Consider the following 3,408-nt stretch of genomic DNA (forward strand, 5'->3'; position numbering starts at 1 on the left):
CTTTGACGCATGTGCCGTCTTTGCATTTTGGACATTTGACTTCGAGTTTTGACATGGCTGCCTCCAGGGTTAAGGACAGCCCCAGAAAAACACAAATATATTAAAACTATCTTAAATTAACAATGCCTTCTAAACAACGCCTTTAAAAAATCCACTCCGTCATGCCATGCTTCGGTTTACAAAAATTAACGAGCCTAAAACTCACAACACATCACAACTCAGTTTAATAATAAAAACATAAGTTTAGCAAGTTTTATCTTTTGTCGTAATTTGTATTCTGTGGCACAAATTTGCACATTAGTGTGCCATGAGTGTGCCAAAATTAATAGCAATTGAAGCATGGCTCCAAAACACAATTAAGGAAGTAATGAGAGGCTGTTAAAGGGCTGAATATTATTCATACTAACGCCACAGGTTTTCATCGGTCATGTATCCACTTTTTTACCTTTGAGTGCAGGGGTAAGACTCTCTTAAGGAATCAATCAACAGCTCACCAGTTTGCTTTCCTCTAAGTTTAGGATTTGCTTTAATGTATTCCACAAGGATATCCACATTCGCGCTGCCGTTACTGTAAAGACCTGACAGAACCTCAGTTACGCCGCCCTCATCTGATATTATGGCTACTATTCCCTTTTGCTCATCCAAAAGAGTTGCCAAAGATTCCGAGGTCACATCCGTGGTATAGGATTGCGGAATGATAGGCAGGCTATCTCTTAATTCTCGAAGCTTACTCTCTAATTCGGGAATTTCTTTTTTTGCATTTTCTATTTCGTCTTGCTTAGCCTTTGCTTTTAGCAATGTCTTAGATAGCTTTTTAAGCTCAATCTCCTGCATTTTGATATGGGATAAGGCGGCTTCTCTTTCCGGTCTAATTCGTTCGATTTCTTTTTGCTCCCATTCATCAACCGGAGATTTGAGAAATTTAAGAGTTTGTGATTTGTTACTGGCAGGCTGCATTGCAATCTGACAATAAATGTTTACCGACTCTATCCAATCCGGCTTAGGTGACACCACAAACTTTTTAGATAAAGCGACCGAAACAATCCCCAGCGAAGCCAATACAGGCATAGTCTTGAGAAAGACGCGCTTTCAGTCGGATGCCCTTTTAAGCGCACCTGTACGCGAAAACTCACTTCCCCTTTTTGGGATATGCGTTTTTGAATAGTAGCCATGTTTTTTCCTGTGTTTGCACGTTACAAAATACAGCAAAAAACCACAACATAAGAGAATTAAACTGAAGCCCTTATCCACAAAAACCTTTTATATTCAAATGGATAAAATAAGCGCTCATTTTTCATGGCACATAGTTGGCACAGTTCAATGTCACAAAAGGCATTTAGCTGTAGTGATGATTGAGTGCTTTAATTGCATGTTGATTTTTGTGCCACCAGTGTGCCACGGAGAGGAAGACCCTCGGAAAATGGTGCCGGCTGCAGGATTTGAACCCGCGACCTTCGGTTTACAAAACCGCTGCACTACCGCTGTGCTAAGCCGGCCCTCGGCCCCTTGAATCACTTAATCATTGAGTTATTGATTCAAAATCGGGTGTATCATACATTTTTTTTCGCGTTTGAAAAGCCCTTATTTTTAAACGCTCCAGGCCGTTGCCCCATTGCTTAATCCCACTGATTCCCAAAGCATAGAAAAAACCATAAACACAGGCGCACCGATATACAATCCAAATAACCACCAACCGCTTTTTCCGATATCATGCAATCTGCGGACGGTGAGGGACAATGTCGGTAAGAAGAAAACAATTACAACCAATCCCGAAAGCAAATTAACTGTTCAGCCCCAAGTTTTTATCCGCCCCTTCCTTTGGATGGCAGGACTCCACTAGCGAAAAAGAGTGCCAAATACTTCAGAATTTCCTACGGTATAAAAGGCAATGAGTACGTCATTTTGCAAGATCTTGAAGCTGCCTTCCATAATTTATTTACAGAAAAAATATTAGGTTTATTCAAAAGTGAGGATGTTTCTGAGGCAGAATTAAGTTTGGTCGCTCTAATAGACTCTCTTGATCAGGCATTTTATGAAGCTTTATTCAATCCGCTTTTGATTGATGCCGCCCAAGCGCGCGAGGTATTTTTATCCGATATCAAAAAAATTCAGGACGCAATGGATAAGAGAAATATAAGCATCGAGCCAAATCTGGATCAACCAGCATGCCAAGTGGCCGCGTGAAAATGTAACGCCGCCCTTGGTTTACTTTTTAATCGCATCGGGATGCAGGCCGGTTTCCTTGCCGATCATGTAGTAAACGGAGTTGAGGTTGAGCTCACCCCCTGTACCATAATTCTTAACATGATGCGCCATCGCCGCATCCATCATAATGATGGATTTATCGGGTTGATTGCGTTTGCGCATATGGGTTTCGGTGGCATTGACGATGATTTCAATTGCCTGGTCAGATACGGTGATTTTATGATGTTGCTCATATCCCGCTTTTAAATTCTTCATGATTTGAATGGTTTGGGGAACGTTGGGAATGGCGAGGAAAACTTTCTGAAACCGCCGATCCATCGCCGGGTCAATCGCCACATAAATACGAAATTCATCCAGTGTCGTGGCCCCGATAATGTGGAGGTCGCCCACGGTTAGATAGGGTTTCATAACCTCTGATAACCCCTTATAGGCACTCCCTTCACACGACGGCATCACCTGGTGCATTTCATCAATAAACAGCACGACTTTGGGGTAAGACGGATCATGATAGCGTTCGGCAATGCCCTTACAAATCGGCAGGAAACGGCCCTGAAACTCTGCCGGGCCCATGGTGCCGGCCGACATTGCCGCCAAATCCAGCTCCAAAATTCGCGCATCTTTCAGGTAATCCGGCACTTCCCCCGCCACGATTTTTTGCGCCAACCCGGCACAGAGCGCGGTTTTCCCAACCCCGGCAGGGGCCAGCAATGCGGCGTTTTTGCGCCCCTTTTGCAGCAAAATCAAAACCACCTGATCAATTTCCTCATCGCGTCCCGTGATCGGGTCAAATCGCCCCAGCCGCGCCCATTCGGTAAAGTCGCGACAATATTTATGGATGAGTTCTTCCAGTTCTTCATCCGGAATTTTAAATCGTAAAGCAGAAGGTGCGGCGGCCATGGGTTTCGAGAGTCTATAATGTAGATATTAGTTGTAAATCCCGTTATTTTAATGCGCGAGATATTAAGATTTGGTATATACTTGGAATACTGAATTCCTGGCTAGGAACGAGCGACGCCGCGTAGGGATTCTACGTCAGGAGCAAAGTGACAACGTCCAGGAGTTCAGTATTTCGAGTAGGCATTGTTAATTTAAGATAGGTAAGGTACCATTCCACTTGGCCATGATCAAGAGGACGGAGTAACGGAGCATATCCTGTGATTTGCTGTAGCATTTCGATTTGCGGCGCAAGCGAGCAAGGTAATG

General features: G+C 43.7%; 5 protein-coding genes and 1 tRNA gene. 1 reads left to right on the forward strand and 5 read right to left on the reverse strand.

Annotated features, from left to right (window positions below; translation table 11 throughout):
• Positions 1 to 441 precede the first annotated feature (441 nt).
• The 3 genes from K1X76_13010 to K1X76_13020 form a co-directional block, all read right to left on the reverse strand.
• On the reverse strand, positions 442 to 1,068 hold the full coding sequence (locus K1X76_13010) for a DUF3987 domain-containing protein (GenBank protein MBX7149982.1): 627 nt from the start codon (positions 1,066 to 1,068) through the stop codon (positions 442 to 444).
• A 353-nt stretch (positions 1,069 to 1,421) separates the two neighbouring features.
• Positions 1,422 to 1,496, reverse strand: a tRNA-Thr gene (locus K1X76_13015).
• Positions 1,497 to 1,587: 91 nt separating this feature from the next.
• On the reverse strand, positions 1,588 to 1,779 hold the full coding sequence (locus tag K1X76_13020; protein MBX7149983.1) for a DUF805 domain-containing protein: 192 nt from the start codon (positions 1,777 to 1,779) through the stop codon (positions 1,588 to 1,590).
• Positions 1,780 to 1,902: 123 nt separating this feature from the next.
• On the opposite strand from K1X76_13020, the gene K1X76_13025 reads away from it, so the two are divergent.
• Entirely contained in the window at positions 1,903 to 2,184 is a 282-nt protein-coding gene (locus tag K1X76_13025; protein ID MBX7149984.1) for a hypothetical protein, read from the forward strand.
• 21 nt (positions 2,185 to 2,205) lie between these two features.
• Here the strand turns inward: K1X76_13025 and K1X76_13030 are convergent, their stop codons facing one another.
• Complete coding sequence (locus K1X76_13030) at positions 2,206 to 3,102, reverse strand: AAA family ATPase (protein ID MBX7149985.1); 897 nt, start codon at positions 3,100 to 3,102, stop codon at positions 2,206 to 2,208.
• 186 nt (positions 3,103 to 3,288) lie between these two features.
• Positions 3,289 to 3,408: IS1 family transposase (locus K1X76_13035; protein MBX7149986.1), on the reverse strand; the 120-nt coding region annotated here is incomplete at its 5' end.

Source organism: bacterium, assembly GCA_019695305.1.
Classification (GTDB): Bacteria; UBA10199; UBA10199; order UBA10199; family JAIBAG01; genus JAIBAG01.

Coding starts and splice junctions, on each gene's coding strand:
- K1X76_13010 (MBX7149982.1), bottom strand. CDS start 1,068: ATGCCTGTATTGGCTTCGCTGGGGATTGTTTCGGTCGCTTTATCTAAA.
- K1X76_13030 (MBX7149985.1), bottom strand. CDS start 3,102: ATGGCCGCCGCACCTTCTGCTTTACGATTTAAAATTCCGGATGAAGAA.